The sequence below is a fragment of the Noviherbaspirillum humi genome, assembly GCF_900188095.1.
GTDB classification, from domain to species: Bacteria; Pseudomonadota; Gammaproteobacteria; order Burkholderiales; family Burkholderiaceae_D; genus Noviherbaspirillum; species Noviherbaspirillum humi.
This window is the reverse complement of the sequence record NZ_FZOT01000027.1, coordinates 1-11881: the sequence shown is the minus strand read 5'-3', so window position 1 is coordinate 11881 and position 11881 is coordinate 1. Positions and strand designations below refer to the sequence as shown.

General features: G+C 65.4%; 14 protein-coding genes. 9 read left to right on the top strand and 5 right to left on the bottom strand.

What is annotated here, in order from left to right:
• The first annotated feature begins 99 nt into the window (after nucleotides 1-99).
• The 3 genes from CHB88_RS24925 (at nucleotide 100) to CHB88_RS22775 (ending at nucleotide 2139) form a co-directional block, all read left to right on the top strand.
• Nucleotides 100-339, top strand: coding sequence for a hypothetical protein (locus CHB88_RS24925; protein WP_143131444.1), 240 nt, complete (start codon nucleotides 100-102; stop codon nucleotides 337-339).
• Nucleotides 336-1226, top strand: coding sequence for a metal-dependent hydrolase (locus CHB88_RS22780; protein WP_089401658.1), 891 nt, complete (start codon nucleotides 336-338; stop codon nucleotides 1224-1226). The genes CHB88_RS24925 and CHB88_RS22780 overlap by 4 nt, the downstream gene beginning before the upstream one ends.
• Before the next feature lie 274 nt (nucleotides 1227-1500).
• Nucleotides 1501-2139 carry an NADPH-dependent FMN reductase gene (locus CHB88_RS22775; protein WP_089401657.1) on the top strand — a complete coding sequence of 213 codons (639 nt, stop codon included), beginning with the start codon at nucleotides 1501-1503 and terminating at the stop codon, nucleotides 2137-2139.
• Between the two features lie 19 nt (nucleotides 2140-2158).
• On the opposite strand, the gene CHB88_RS22770 is transcribed toward CHB88_RS22775, so the two are convergent.
• From CHB88_RS22770 to CHB88_RS22760, 4 genes are all read right to left on the bottom strand, one after another.
• Entirely contained in the window at nucleotides 2159-2755 is a 597-nt protein-coding gene (locus tag CHB88_RS22770; RefSeq protein WP_176442620.1) for a c-type cytochrome, read from the bottom strand.
• A 2-nt stretch (nucleotides 2756-2757) separates the two neighbouring features.
• The gene (locus CHB88_RS22765; RefSeq protein WP_089401655.1) at nucleotides 2758-3996 is read right to left on the bottom strand and encodes a PQQ-dependent sugar dehydrogenase; all 1239 of its coding nucleotides are present in this window, start codon (nucleotides 3994-3996) and stop codon (nucleotides 2758-2760) included.
• A 154-nt stretch (nucleotides 3997-4150) separates the two neighbouring features.
• Complete coding sequence (locus CHB88_RS25320) at nucleotides 4151-4318, bottom strand: DUF6726 family protein (protein ID WP_176442619.1); 168 nt, start codon at nucleotides 4316-4318, stop codon at nucleotides 4151-4153.
• 125 nt (nucleotides 4319-4443) lie between these two features.
• Complete coding sequence (locus tag CHB88_RS22760) at nucleotides 4444-5379, bottom strand: LysR family transcriptional regulator (protein ID WP_089401654.1); 936 nt, start codon at nucleotides 5377-5379, stop codon at nucleotides 4444-4446.
• Between the two features lie 121 nt (nucleotides 5380-5500).
• Between CHB88_RS22760 and CHB88_RS22755 the strand changes: the two genes are divergently transcribed.
• The 6 genes from CHB88_RS22755 to CHB88_RS22735 all read left to right on the top strand — a co-directional run bounded on the left by CHB88_RS22755 (nucleotide 5501) and on the right by CHB88_RS22735 (nucleotide 10810).
• The gene (locus CHB88_RS22755) at nucleotides 5501-6577 is read left to right on the top strand and encodes an aromatic ring-hydroxylating oxygenase subunit alpha (RefSeq protein ID WP_089401653.1); all 1077 of its coding nucleotides are present in this window, start codon (nucleotides 5501-5503) and stop codon (nucleotides 6575-6577) included.
• Between the two features lie 10 nt (nucleotides 6578-6587).
• Nucleotides 6588-6737 carry a hypothetical protein gene (locus CHB88_RS25315; protein WP_176442618.1) on the top strand — a complete coding sequence of 50 codons (150 nt, stop codon included), beginning with the start codon at nucleotides 6588-6590 and terminating at the stop codon, nucleotides 6735-6737.
• 19 nt (nucleotides 6738-6756) lie between these two features.
• Complete coding sequence (locus CHB88_RS22750) at nucleotides 6757-7524, top strand: SDR family NAD(P)-dependent oxidoreductase (protein WP_089401652.1); 768 nt, start codon at nucleotides 6757-6759, stop codon at nucleotides 7522-7524.
• An 82-nt stretch (nucleotides 7525-7606) separates the two neighbouring features.
• Nucleotides 7607-9250, top strand: a complete 1644-nt coding sequence (locus tag CHB88_RS22745) for a (2,3-dihydroxybenzoyl)adenylate synthase (RefSeq protein ID WP_089401651.1) — start codon at nucleotides 7607-7609, stop codon at nucleotides 9248-9250.
• Between the two features lies 1 nt (nucleotide 9251).
• Nucleotides 9252-10016, top strand: coding sequence for an enoyl-CoA hydratase (locus tag CHB88_RS22740; RefSeq protein ID WP_089401650.1), 765 nt, complete (start codon nucleotides 9252-9254; stop codon nucleotides 10014-10016).
• 2 nt (nucleotides 10017-10018) lie between these two features.
• The gene (locus CHB88_RS22735; RefSeq protein ID WP_089401649.1) at nucleotides 10019-10810 is read left to right on the top strand and encodes an enoyl-CoA hydratase-related protein; all 792 of its coding nucleotides are present in this window, start codon (nucleotides 10019-10021) and stop codon (nucleotides 10808-10810) included.
• A gap of 32 nt (nucleotides 10811-10842) precedes the next feature.
• Here the strand turns inward: CHB88_RS22735 and CHB88_RS22730 are convergent, their stop codons facing one another.
• Nucleotides 10843-11505 (bottom strand): TetR/AcrR family transcriptional regulator, encoded by a 663-nt coding sequence (locus CHB88_RS22730; RefSeq protein ID WP_176442617.1) that lies wholly within the window; start codon nucleotides 11503-11505, stop codon nucleotides 10843-10845.
• Nucleotides 11506-11881: the final 376 nt, after the last annotated feature.

Below are 11881 nucleotides of genomic sequence, written 5' to 3'. Positions count from 1 at the left end.
CTGCTGCCCTTGCGGCGACGGTCGTCGCCGAATGATTCATCGCCCGGTGGCCGGGCCGATCAGCATGGTAATGCAAACGGCGGCGCTGCGGCTGACTGAATGAAGGATCAAGTTCCGCATCCGCCGGCCGGAGGCAGGATCGGTTCCGCAGCCTGCAATGAGGCAGCTCATCCTCGCCGTCCTGACAAGGATTTGACCCGATTGACTGCCTACCGCCCGCCCGGAAAAGTGCGATACTCGCTGCAGCTGCAAAAAATGAAAATCAAAGTTGTCGAACCGCTGCGCACGGTGCATCGCTGCGCGGGATTCATTCACAACCCATTGGAGGAGAACCCATGAAGGTCAACCGGCTTGCCATCCTTGCCGCCGTCGGCGGTGCCTGCGTCACTCTCGCATCCTGCGGCACCTATGCCAGCCGCACCGCCGCCGCGCCCGTTCCCGCTGCCGCCCCCGCAACCGCTTCCGTTCCGGCCGCCACCGGCAAGGTGCAGGTGCAGTGGCTGGGCCAGGCAACCACCAAGATCACCACGCCGGGCGGCAAGGTGATCGTGATCGATCCCTGGCTGACCAGCAATCCAAAGACGCCGCAGGAGTACAAGCGCCTGGAAGCGCTGGGCAAGGTGGATCTGATCCTGGTGACCCATGCCCACTTCGATCACATGGCGGATGCGCCGGCGCTGGCCAAGCTGAACAACGCGCCCATGTACGGCCCGGCGGGCATGAATCAGTCGATGGTCACGCTCGGCATGCTGCCGACCACCCTGTCGCAGCGCTTCGGCAAGGGCGGCACGATTGCGCCGCTGGGCCCGAACATCCGCATCACCGCCACCCGTGCCGAACACAGCTCCGAACTGTTGTGGCGCAATCCATCCACCGACAAGGACGAGACCCATCCTGGCGGTGAACCGGTCGGCTTCGTGATCGAGCTGGAGAACGGCTTCCGCATCTATCACTCCGGCGACACCGGCCTGTTCGGCGACATGCGCATGATCGGCGACTATTACAAGCCGGACCTGGTGCTGCTGCCCATCGGCGGCCACTTCACCATGGACCCGAAGGATGCGGCGATCGCGGCGCGCGACATGCTGAAGGCGAAGTACGCCATCCCCATCCACTACGGCACCATTCCTCAGCTCAAGGGGACGCCGCAGGAATTCATCGCCGCCATGGGAACGTCATCCACCACCGTGATCCCGATGCAGCCGGGCGAACGGGTGGAGTTCTAGGAGGAAGATCTCTTTCCGGCGGACCATGGCGTTCCGCCGGTCAACCGCTTCGCAGCTACGGAGCTTGCCGCCGGCCTTGCGGCCGGCGGTCGGTCCAATTCGAGTCTTGCCGCCTGACATGCCATGCCGCGGTTCCTGCCGCGTTCAGAACCGCTGGCGATCCACGCCGTCCAAATCATGACGCGCCCGCCGGGCCGCAGGCAGCGCCTTGCCGGCCGGAAGCCGGGCGTCATCGCATGCATCCCGCCGGAAGCCGATCAGCCAAGGAGCCGCCATGTCGGACAATCATCCCCGCATACTCGCGTTCTCGGGCAGCGCCCGGGGCAATTCCCTCAATCAGAAGCTGGTCGCCGCTGCCGCGCAGGGCGCGCGCCTAGCCGGCGCCGAGGTGACGCTCGTCAACCTGCGCGACTTTCCGCTGCCCATCTACGACGGCGACCTCGAAGCCGACAGCGGCGTGCCGGCGCGGGCGCTGGAGCTGCGGCGGCTGATGCTCGAGCATCAAGGCCTGCTGCTGGCCAGTCCCGAATACAACGGTTCATTCGCCCCGCTGTTGAAGAATGCCATCGACTGGACCTCGCGTTCGGTCAACGGCGAGGACGGCCTCGCGCCCTACCGCAACAAGGTGGTGGTGCTGATGAGCGCATCGCCCGGCGGCTTTGGCGGCCTGCGCGGGCTGGTGCATGTGCACGCGGTGCTGGGCAACATGGGCGCCATCGTCCTGCCCGACCAGCTGGCGGTAGGCAAGGCGCATGAAGCCTTCGCGCCGGACGGCAGCATGCCGAACCAGGCCCAGCGCGAAGCGGTGGAAATGCTGGGCCATACCCTGGCGACCACGCTCGCCAAGCTGCATGGCCTGCAGCTGGTGGAGCCGCCGGCGGAGCGGCGGCACGATCTGACGCGGCGGGATTGAAAAGGCTTCTTCCTGCCGCTCAGTTGGCGGCCGGCAGGCCGGCGAGGTAATCGGCCAGGACCTCGATATCCTTCTCCGACAGCGCCTGCGCCGCCGACGTCATCACCCCATCCATCTCCGCCCGGGTGGAGGCCTTGAAGCCGCGCAGCTGCTCGCGCAGATACGCCTCATGCTGGCCGGCGATGCGGGGGATGTGCTGCTGTCCCATCAGGTTGCCGGCATGGCAGGCGATGCAGTTGTGCTGGGCGGTCAGGCGCTTGCCGGGGTCGATGTTTTCCGGCTTGGTCTTGTGCTGCGGCGCCGGCGCCTTCTGCATGGCGAAATAGGCGGCGAGGTCGTTCATGTCGGCATTGCTCAAGCCGGCCGCCATCGGCGTCATCTGCTCGTTCTTGCGCTTGCCTTCGCGGAACTGGTACAGCGCCGAGACGATGAACTGCTTCGGCTGCGCCGACAGCGAGGGAATCGCGGGGTTGGTCGAGTTTCCTTCGGGGCCGTGGCAGGCGGCGCAGGCCTGCGCCTTGGCGGCGCCTTCCTGCGGTCCGGCCAGGGCCGGACCCGCCATTGCCAAGGCCGCGAGCAAGGCCGGCAGCGGCCGGCGAAGCATGCGTGCGATCATCCTCATTTCTTGTAGCTCACCCGGTACAGGATGCCGTTGTAGTCGTCGGAAACCAGCACCGAGCCGTCGCGCATCTGCAGGATGTCGACCGGCCGGCCCCACATCGGCGGGTCGGCGCGCTCGTCGGTCAGGAAGCCCTGCAGGAAGGGTTCCTTCACCAGCTTGCCATCCTTGCCCGTGCTGACGCGGACCACGTCATAACCCTGCTTGACGCTGCGGTTCCAGGAGCCGTGCTGGGCGATCAGCATCGTGTTCTTGTAGGCGGCCGGGAACATGCCGCCGGTGTAGAAGCGCACGCCGAGCGGCGCCACGTGGGCGCCGAGGTTCATGGCCGGCGGCGTGAACTCCTTGCACGAGCGGTTCTTGCCGTATTGCGGATCGGGGAAGTCGCCCTGGAAGCAGAACGGGAAACCGAAGTGCTGGCCGGTCTTGGTCACCACGTTGAGTTCGTCGGACGGCATGTCGTCGCTGATCCAGTCGCGCGCATGCTCGGTGAACCAGAGCTGCTTGGTCACCGGGTGGAAGTCCATGCCGACGCTGTTGCGCACGCCATCAGCCACTTTCTCCAGCACGCCGGTCTTGGGATCGACGCGCATGATCACCGCTTCCATATACGTCGGCATGGTGATGTTCTGCGGCGAGCCGATGTTGAAGTAGAGCTTGCCGTCCGGCCCCATCGCCAGGTATTTCCAGAAATGGCCCGGCTGCTTGTTCGGGTCGAGGTTGTCGACGACCACCGCCGGCTGCGGCGGATTGTCGAGCTTGCTCTCGATGTCGTCGTAGCGGACGATGCGGTTGCGCTCGGCGACGTAGAGCGAGCCCTTGCTGAACACGATGCCGTTCGGGCTGTTCAGGCCTTTGAGCAGGGTTTTCACCTCGCGCTTGCCGTTGGCGTCGACCACGGCGTAGACGCTGCTCTGCAGCCGGTTGCTGACGAATACGGTGCCCTTGTCGCCCAGCGCCAGCGAACGCGCTTCGGGGATGCCCTCGGCCCAGACTTCCACCTTGAAGCCGGCCGGCACCTTCAGCTTGTCGATCGGCAGTTCGGCGGCCGCGCGGCCGGTCATGTGCGGGGCGAAGGGATGCAGCGGCGATTGCGCCTGCGATTCGCTCATGCCCTGCTTCCAGGCCGGCGGCGGCGCGGCGGGCGCGGCGGCTGGCGCGGGATCCTGCTGGGCGAAGGCGGTGAGGGCGAAGCCGGCGAGCGTCAGGCCGGCCGCGGCGGATAGGCGAGATACCATGGTCTTTGTCTCCGTAGTTGTCGCGGCGTGCCGCATCGGGCCGCGCCGCTGGTCGTTGCGCCGGAAGGGCCGGCACGCCGCCATACTATAGAGCAAAACCGCGGAGCAATCTTGTGAATCGGTAAAGCCGGTGTAACAAGCGCCGGCATTGCCTTCAGGGATCGATGACGGCGGCGCAGGTATCAGTGGGAACCGCGGCCGCATGGCCGACCACCGGGACGACCTTGATGACGGCGCTGGCGACGCGGCAAGGCGCGGCCATCAGGCCGCAGCCGGAGAGGGAAAAAGCGAACGTGAGCGAAACGACAAGTATCTTGAACATGGGGCGCTGCCAAACGGAAAAGCGGCAATCCTGGCCGGGAGGACTGAGCTTGTCGGAGTTTCCTGCGGGCGGCAACCGGAAAATCGTAACCTTTCATGTCCGGCTCGGGGCTTGCGCCCAGGGTTTCAGGCCGAAGCGCCGTCCCAGCGCTTGTCATTGTGGAAAAGCGCGACCACCTGGGAGCGCAGCCACGCGTTCTTCGGATCCTGGTGCGACTTGCGGTGCCAGTGCTGCTTCAGGTCGAAGCGCGGCATCTCGAACGGAGGCGTCATTACCTTGACCTCGGCCATCTCGGCGAAGCGCTGAGCGATGGCATTCGGCACCGTTGCCACCAGGTCGCTGCTGCTGACGATGAAGGGAATCGTCATGAAGTGGGGCGTCGAGGACACGATGCGGCGCTCGATCCGCTTTTGCTTGAGGAATTGCTCGAACACTTCCTGGCTGCGCACCTCGGCCCGGATCACCGCATGGCCGAGCGCCATGAACTGCGCCTGGGTCAGGCGATTGCCCCGGATGGGATGGCCCTTCCTCAGGATGCAGGAGAACGAGTGGGTGAAGAGCCGCTGTTGATAGAAATTGTGCTTGCGAATGTCCGGGAAGTGGCCGATGGCCAGATCGATGCGGCCGCTCTCCAGACCCTCCGCGATATCCTGCGCCGGCGCGGTCACGGCAGAGAGCGTGGCATGCGGCGCCTCGCGCTGGAGATGCGCCAGCAGCCGCGAGTAGAACACCATTTCGCCGATGTCCGACATGGCGAAGGTGAATTCCGTGCGCGTGGTGCGCGGGTCGAAGGTGTCGCCCTTGAGCACGTCGCCGTTGACCCGGGCCATGATCTCCCGCGCCGGCTCGATCAGCGCCAGCGCCCGCGGCGTGGCTTCCATGCCGGTGGCGGTGCGCACGAACAGCTCATCCCCGAAACGCTTGCGCAGCCGGTTGAGCGCCGCGCTGGTGGCAGGCTGGCTCATGCCGAGCTGCTTGCCGGCGCCGCTGACGCTGCCGGCATCATGTATCGCCAGGATGACGGACAACAGATTGAGATCGAAGCGGGCAGAGGAAGCCATTATTTGGTTTGTGGATAGAAGATATCGATGGAATGCTATTGAATTATAAGGCCGTCCTCCTATGCTGTAGGGGCAGAACCATGCACCCATTCCAATACATGCCAATACTCAGGAGACAGCCATGAATACCGTCACCCAGGTTCCGCTTTCCGAACTCGCCTCGTCCGCGCGATCCGCCTTCGTACTGGATCAATGGTATGTCGCCGCCTTTGCCTGGGAACTGCAGGACAAGCCGATGGCGCGCACGTTGCTGAACCAGTCAGTGGTGCTGTTCCGCACGCCCGATGGCGCGGTCGGCGCATTGGAAGACCGCTGCTGCCACCGCTCGCTGCCCTTGTCCTGCGGCACGGTGGAGGGCGGCGGCCTGCGCTGCGGCTACCACGGCATGCTCTACGCCCCCGGCGGCAGCTGCATCGAGATACCGGGGCAGGAAAGGATTCCGGCCAAGGCAAGGGTGAAGTCGTATGTCGTGGCGGAGAAGAACCATATCGTATGGATCTGGATGCCGAAGGAGGAGGGCGCCGCGCCGTCGAAACCGGCGCCGGATTATGCATGGCATGACGACGCCCGCTACCGCTTCGGCGGCGGCGTATATCACTACGACGCGCCCTACCAGCTCATCCACGACAACCTGCTCGACCTCAGCCATGTCGGCTACGTGCACCAGAAGACCATCGGCGGCAATCCCAGGGTTCACATGACCGCCGGCATGGAAGTCGGCGGCGAGGGCGACACGGTGCGCATCGTGCGCCTGCTGCCCGACACGCTGCCGCCGCCCGCCTATACCGCGGTATGGCCGTTCAAGGGCGGCATCGACCGCTGGCAGGAAATCGAATTCGAGCCCAACCATATCCGCATCTGGGCCGGCGCCACCGACAAGGACAGCGAACCGCTCGACGATCCGCAGCGCGGCGGCCTGCATCTGCGCGGCTTCCATGGCCTGACGCCGGAAACCGAAACCACCTCGCATTACTTCTGGACCATGTCGGCCAACAGCCATCCGGAGATGCCGGACAACCTCGACAAGGTGCTGCAACAGATCCGCTCCACCTTCGACGAAGACAGGGTGGTGATCGAGGCCCAGTACGCCAACATGCGGCGCTTCGGCGAGGCCGCGTCCTGGGTGGACATCCATGTCGATGCCGGCGGCATCCGCGCCCGCCGCATCATCGAACGGCTCAGGAAACAAGGTGAATGAAGCAGGGTGAATGAAGCAGGGCGCAGGAGGCGCCGATGAGGCGCTGAAGCGGAGGGCGAAAGAGAAAAAAGATCACGATCGATTTTTCTTGCAAAGCAGTCCGGTTTGGCTTAAATTGATCGTGATCGAAAAAGATCTTGTTGCAGATCATCCCGCATGACAACGATTAGGAGACACGCTTGAATACTTCGAAGAAAGTCGCACTGGTCACCGGTTCCGCCACCGGCATCGGCCGCGCCATCGCCCTCGCTTTCGCCCGCGCCGGCTACGACCTCGCCATCAACTACAGCCGCAGCGAGAAGGATATCCGCGTCACCGAGCAACTGGCGCGCGAAGCCGGCGCCCAGGTCGCCGTCATCAAGTGCGACGTCAGCCAGGAAGCGGAAGTGGAGCAGATGATGAAGGCGGTGGAGGAAGCCTACGGCGGCCGCCTCGACGTGCTGCTCAACAATGCCGGCACCACCATCGACACGCCGCCGAAGGAGTTCGACACCGTCAAGGTGGAAGACTTCGACCGCGTCTTCGCCGTCAACGTGCGCGGCACCTTCCTCGTCACCAAGCACGCCACCCGCCTGCTGCGCGCCATGCCTTCGGCCGACATCATCAATACCGCCAGCATCGTCGGCCTGCGCCCCGGCCCGCAGCCGCTGCCTTACTCCGCGAGCAAGGCCGCCATCATTTCCATGACCCGCACCCTGGCCGGCGCGCTCGGACCGAAGGTGCGCGTCAACGCCATCGCCCCGGGCTGGATGGAAGGCGACTGGATGGAGCGCGCCCTCGGCGACAACTACGAGCGCCTGATGGACCGCCGCGCCAAGGCGACGCCGATGCAGCGCTGCGCCACCGCCGAGGACGTCGCCGAAACCGCGCTGGCGATCGCCACCTCGATGCGCTTCGTCAATGGCCAGGTGATCGTCATAGACGGCGGCTACAGCTCAATCACCTGATCCCTTCCATCCCGCAGAAGAGCCGTCGCGCATCCCGGCTGGAGATGCGCGTCCTTCTCCAATCCAGAACATGAGGTGCATCATGATGAATGGCGTCGTTCCGTTTCCGAAAGACTTTGCCGACCGATATCGGGCCAAGGGCTACTGGGAAGACCTGCCGATGCGGCATTATTTCAAGCAGTGGTGCGAGCAGTATGCCGACCGCGTGGCGCTGCGCGACGTGAACCGCAGCGTCACCTTCCGCGAGCTCGACGAGCGCTCCACCAACCTGGCGCTGAACCTGCTGGCGCTCGGCCTGGCGCCGGGCGACACGGTGGTGCTGCAGCTGCCCAACGTGATCGAATTCGCTTATGTCCATTTCGCGCTGCAGAAGATCGCCGTGATCCCGGTGATGGCGCTGCCGCCGCACCGCTTCCGCGAGATGAGCCATTTCGTGGCCGTGTCCGAAGCCAAGGCGGTGTTCACGCCGGTCGCGCAGCGTGACTTCAGCTATGTCGAGATGGTGGGCCGCATCCGCGAGCAGTCGCCCTGCGTTCAGCATGCGATCGTGCTCGGCGATGCGCCGGCCGGCTGCGTTTCGCTCACCGAGCTGATCGAGCGCCCGGCGACCTTGCCTGCCTCGCGCATCGACGAGATCAAGATCGACCCGGAGATGCCGGCGCTGTTCCTGCTCTCCGGCGGCACCACCGGCATTCCGAAGCTGATCCCGCGCACCCACAACGACTACATCTTCAATTCGAAGAACGCGGTCTCGGTCTGCGGCGTGCGCGAGGGCGACGTGCTGCTCGACGTGCTGCCCATCGCCCACAACCTGCCGCTCGCCTGCCCCGGCCTGCAGGGCTTCCTGATGAAGGGCTGCACCGTGGTGCTGCATGCCAACACCAATCCGGAAGAGCTGTTCCCGCTGATTGAGAAGACGCGCGTCACCCACATCCACGTGGTGCCGGCGCTGCTGATCCGCTGGATCGAATCGCCAGTGATCGGCAACTACGACCTGAGCTCGGTGAGGGTGATCCAGTCCGGCGGCCAGCGCCTGCAGCCGGAAACCCGCAAGCGCACCCAGCAGCTGCTGCCCAATTGCACGGTGCAGGAAAACTTCGGCATGGCCGAAGGCGTGCTGATGTTCGTGCGCCTGGACGATCCGGTCGACGTGCGCATGGAAACGGTGGGCCGCCCGATCTGCCCGGACGATGAGGTGATGATCCTCGACGAGGACGACAATCCGGTAAAGCCGGGCGAGGTCGGCGAGCTCTGCGTGCGCGGACCCTACACCCTGCGCGGCTACTACAAGGCGCCGGAGCACAATGCCCGTGCCTTCACGCCGGATGGCTTCTACCGCTCGGGCGACCTGATGCGCCAGCACCCGTCCGGCAACTACATGGTGGAAGGCCGCAAGAAGGACCTGATCAACCGCGGCGCGGAAAAGATCAGCGCCGAGGAAATCGAGAACCTGATCCTGATGCATCCGGCGGTGCTGAACGTGGCCTGCATTCCGATTCCGGACCGCCTGATGGGCGAGCGCAATTGCGCCTGCCTCATCCTGCGCCCCGGCATGTCGGTCGGCTTCGAGGAGCTGGTGGCTTTCCTCAACACCCAGGAAATCGCCAAGTTCAAGCTGCCGGAGCGGGTCGAGTACTTCGACGATTTCCCGCTCTCCAATTTCGGCAAGGTATCGAAGAAGGACCTGGTGGCGATGGTGGTCGAACGCATGACCAAGGCGGCCTGAGATGGGGCTGCTCGACATCGAGAAGCGGGAAGGCCTGGCCTTGCTGCGCCTGAACGATCCGCAGCGGCGCAACCTGCTCTCCAGCGGGCTGTGCCGGGAGCTGATCGCGGCGGTGAAGGAGGCCAATGCCGATGAATCGGTGCGGGCCATCGTCATCTGCGCCGCCGGCAAGGCATTTTGCGCCGGCGCCGACCTGGACGACCTGAAGGCCGCTGCCGCCGGCGATACCGCAGCGGTGCAGGATGTCTACGACGCCTTCCTCACCGTGGCCGATTCGCCGCTGCCGACGCTGGCCCTGGTGCAGGGCCCGGCGGTCGGCGCCGGCATGAACCTGGCGCTGGCCTGCGATGCGCGCATCGTCGGCAGCGCCGGCAGCTTCGATACCCGCTTCCTGCAGATCGGCCTGCATCCTGGCGGCGGCCATACCTGGATGCTGCTGCGCGCCGTCGGCTGGGAAACCGCCAGCCGGCTGCTGCTGTTCAGCCGCACGGTGAAGGCGGAAGAAGCGGTGCGCATCGGCCTGGCGGCGGAGCAGGCGCCCAACGAAGAACTGGAAGCCGCCGCCCTGGCCTTGCTGGCCAACCTGCGCAACACGCCGCGCGAGCTGCTGCTGCGCACCAAGGCCAGCCTGCGCCAGGCCGCCGCATCGAGCCACCAGGAAAGCTACAAGCACGAGACGGCGGAGCAGATGTGGTCGCTGCATCAGCCTGCCTTCGAGAAGCTGGTGTCGGACCTGCAGTTCAAGCTCGGCAAGCGCGGGGACTGACCATGGAAGCGGTGCTCTACGAAAAACGCGGCCATGTCGGCTGGCTCGCCATCAACCGCCCGCAGGCGATGAACGCCATGGATTCGCATGCGCACCTGGCGCTGAGCCAGGCGCTGGATGCGATCCAGTCGGACGACGAGGTCAGGGTGGTGGTGCTCACCGGCAGCGGCGAGCGCGCCTTCTCCGCCGGCCGCGATTTGAAGGAAGTGGCCGCCGAGGCATCGATGAGTCCGGCGGAGAAGGAAGCGCTGGCGCAGCGCTGGAAGCAGGCGCGGCGGCTGACCGACCGCCATGATTTCTTCAAGCCGATCATCGCCCGCGTCAACGGCCTCGCTTACGGCGGCGGCTTCGAGCTGGCGCTGGCCTGCGACGTCATCGTCGCCGCCGAGCATGCCGGCTTCGCGCTGCCGGAGCCGAAGCGCGGCCTGATCGCCATGGCCGGCGGCGTGCATCGCCTGCCGCGCCAGCTGCCGCAGAAGGTGGCCATGGGCTTGATGCTCACCGGGCGGGTGCTGCCCGCGGCGCGGGCTTATGAGTTGGGCCTGGTGAATCAGGTGGTGCCGCCGGCGGAACTGGATGCGGCGGTGGATGCCTGGGTGGCCGACATGCTGGAATGCGCGCCGCTGTCGCTGCAGTCGACCAAGCAGTGCGCGCTGCTGGGGCTGGGCCAGCCGCTGGAGCAGGCGATGATGGCGGTCTATCCGCTGGAAGAAAAGCGCAAGGCCAGCGCCGACACGATCGAAGGCCCGAAGGCCTTCGCCGAGAAGCGCAAGCCGCAATGGACGGGGCGATGACGATGGTGTTGCATCACGCGCCGGCCCGCTCCCTATTTGGCGATGGCGCTCATCGGAATCGCCAGCAGGTAGGTCAAGCGTTCCCTGCCCTGGGACAGCTTCAGCGGCTGCTGCACGATCCACTCGCGCAGCGCCGAGGTGTAGACGGCGAACAAGGTGGCGGCCGCCTGCCGGGTATCCACCTTGGGCAGTACGCGCTTGCGTTCCTGGCACCGGCCCAGCCAGTCGCCGAGGTCGGCCTGAAGCTGCTGGCGCCGCTGGCGGATTTCCTCGGTAAAGGGATTGGAGTTGTAGAACTCCATCTGCGGCAGCACGATGCGGCTCAGCTCCGGGCTGCGCGCCCAGAATTCGTACAGCCGCATGAAGGCATCGACCAGCTGATCGAGCACGGTAGCGTCGTCCCGCACGTCGCGGAACAGCGGCGGCAGGTGCTCCAGGTCTTCCACGAACAGCATCGCCAGCAGGCCGGCCTTGTCGGTGGCGTAAGCCGAGATGGTGCCGAAGCCGACGTCCGCCAGCGCCGCGACCTCGCGCATGGTGGTGGCTTCATAGCCTTTCTGCGTGAACAGCTGGCGCGCCGCCGCCTTGATGAGATGCGCCTTCTCCGCCTTGTTCCGCTCGCGCAGACTGGGGCGTTCGGCGGTCTCCACCGCGGCGGCAATCGACGATTTATTTTTCAGTGAAGGACGGGCCATAAATTGATTGCGCTTTCGGCATAAAAAGATCATGATCGAAAAAGATCGAACACAAACATTCTAACTCATGCGGGCATAGAGCCTGATCAGTATTTATTTGGCATGTGCGTTCAAGCAGGAAGGGATGCAGTGCAAGGGCGAAGCAGGGGTTTCGAGCGGCATGCCGCTCGCCTGCGGAGCGGTACCGGCTTATCAGCCGGTACGCGCCCTGCAAGGGCGGCGCGCCGCTCAGGGGCCACGCATGCGTGGCGAACCCCTGCGCAAGCGCCGCAACGCCGCAATGCGCCCTTCCTGCTTGAACCCTTCGGGCAGCCACGGGAACCGGCCGCCTGCGTCGTTGCGGCTCCTTGCCGTAGCCCCGCTACGTCGCGTCGCC

Coding starts and splice junctions, on each gene's coding strand:
- CHB88_RS22775 (WP_089401657.1), top strand. CDS start 1,501: ATGTCGGACAATCATCCCCGCATACTCGCGTTCTCGGGCAGCGCCCGG.
- CHB88_RS22745 (WP_089401651.1), top strand. CDS start 7,607: ATGATGAATGGCGTCGTTCCGTTTCCGAAAGACTTTGCCGACCGATAT.
- CHB88_RS22765 (WP_089401655.1), bottom strand. CDS start 3,996: ATGGTATCTCGCCTATCCGCCGCGGCCGGCCTGACGCTCGCCGGCTTC.
- CHB88_RS22760 (WP_089401654.1), bottom strand. CDS start 5,379: ATGGCTTCCTCTGCCCGCTTCGATCTCAATCTGTTGTCCGTCATCCTG.
- CHB88_RS22780 (WP_089401658.1), top strand. CDS start 336: ATGAAGGTCAACCGGCTTGCCATCCTTGCCGCCGTCGGCGGTGCCTGC.
- CHB88_RS22755 (WP_089401653.1), top strand. CDS start 5,501: ATGAATACCGTCACCCAGGTTCCGCTTTCCGAACTCGCCTCGTCCGCG.
- CHB88_RS25315 (WP_176442618.1), top strand. CDS start 6,588: ATGAAGCAGGGCGCAGGAGGCGCCGATGAGGCGCTGAAGCGGAGGGCG.
- CHB88_RS25320 (WP_176442619.1), bottom strand. CDS start 4,318: ATGTTCAAGATACTTGTCGTTTCGCTCACGTTCGCTTTTTCCCTCTCC.
- CHB88_RS22735 (WP_089401649.1), top strand. CDS start 10,019: ATGGAAGCGGTGCTCTACGAAAAACGCGGCCATGTCGGCTGGCTCGCC.
- CHB88_RS22770 (WP_176442620.1), bottom strand. CDS start 2,755: ATGATCGCACGCATGCTTCGCCGGCCGCTGCCGGCCTTGCTCGCGGCC.
- CHB88_RS22740 (WP_089401650.1), top strand. CDS start 9,252: ATGGGGCTGCTCGACATCGAGAAGCGGGAAGGCCTGGCCTTGCTGCGC.
- CHB88_RS24925 (WP_143131444.1), top strand. CDS start 100: ATGAAGGATCAAGTTCCGCATCCGCCGGCCGGAGGCAGGATCGGTTCC.
- CHB88_RS22730 (WP_176442617.1), bottom strand. CDS start 11,505: ATGGCCCGTCCTTCACTGAAAAATAAATCGTCGATTGCCGCCGCGGTG.